The organism is Vibrio sp. 10N.222.46.A1 (assembly GCF_041473595.1).
GTDB lineage: Bacteria > Pseudomonadota > Gammaproteobacteria > Enterobacterales > Vibrionaceae > Vibrio > Vibrio tasmaniensis_A.
Genome location: NZ_JBFRSN010001593.1, coordinates 1 through 666, shown reverse-complemented (window position 1 = coordinate 666; position 666 = coordinate 1). Strand labels below are relative to the sequence as shown.

General features: G+C 46.5%; 1 protein-coding gene. It reads left to right on the top strand.

What is annotated here, in order from left to right; genetic code table 11:
* Nucleotides 1–36: 36 nt before the first annotated feature.
* On the top strand, nucleotides 37–666 hold a 630-nt coding region (yvcK, locus tag AB4496_RS28315), incomplete at its 3' end, for a uridine diphosphate-N-acetylglucosamine-binding protein YvcK (RefSeq protein WP_372133373.1).

The window sequence follows — 666 nt, the reverse complement described above, 5'->3', positions numbered from 1 at the left end:
AAATTATAGTTGGTAATAATCTAACAAGAACAAAAAATGAATATTTACTCTTCAAAGAAAGTTGTCGCAATTGGTGGTGGTCACGGCTTAGGTCGTATGCTTGCGGCATTAAAAGACTTTGGTAGCAACGCGACAGGCATTGTTGCAACCACAGATAACGGTGGATCAACCGGGCGTATTCGAGATTGCCAAGGTGGTATCGCTTGGGGTGATACTCGTAACTGTATCAACCAACTAATCACCGAGCCTTCGATCAGTTCGATGATGTTCGAATACCGCTTTCGCGGTCAAGGTGAACTCGATGGTCACAACCTCGGTAACCTAATGCTGACTGCACTAGACAACCTTTCTGTTCGCCCATTGGAAGCGATCAACCTGATTCGTAACATGCTTAAAGTCGATGTGAATATTGTGCCAATGACGGAACATCCTTCCGATCTCACTGCTTTGTCAATGGACGGCCGTTGGGTTACGGGTGAAACCAACGTTGATGACATGACAGAAAAACTGCGCATGATGGACTTGTCTCCAGAAGTTCCTGCGACCAGAGAAGCCGTTGCAGCTGTCGAACAAGCAGACTGTATCGTGCTTGGCCCGGGAAGTTTTCTAACCAGTGTTATGCCGCCCCTTCTACTGCCAGAAATTGGTAAAGCGATCGCTGATAAT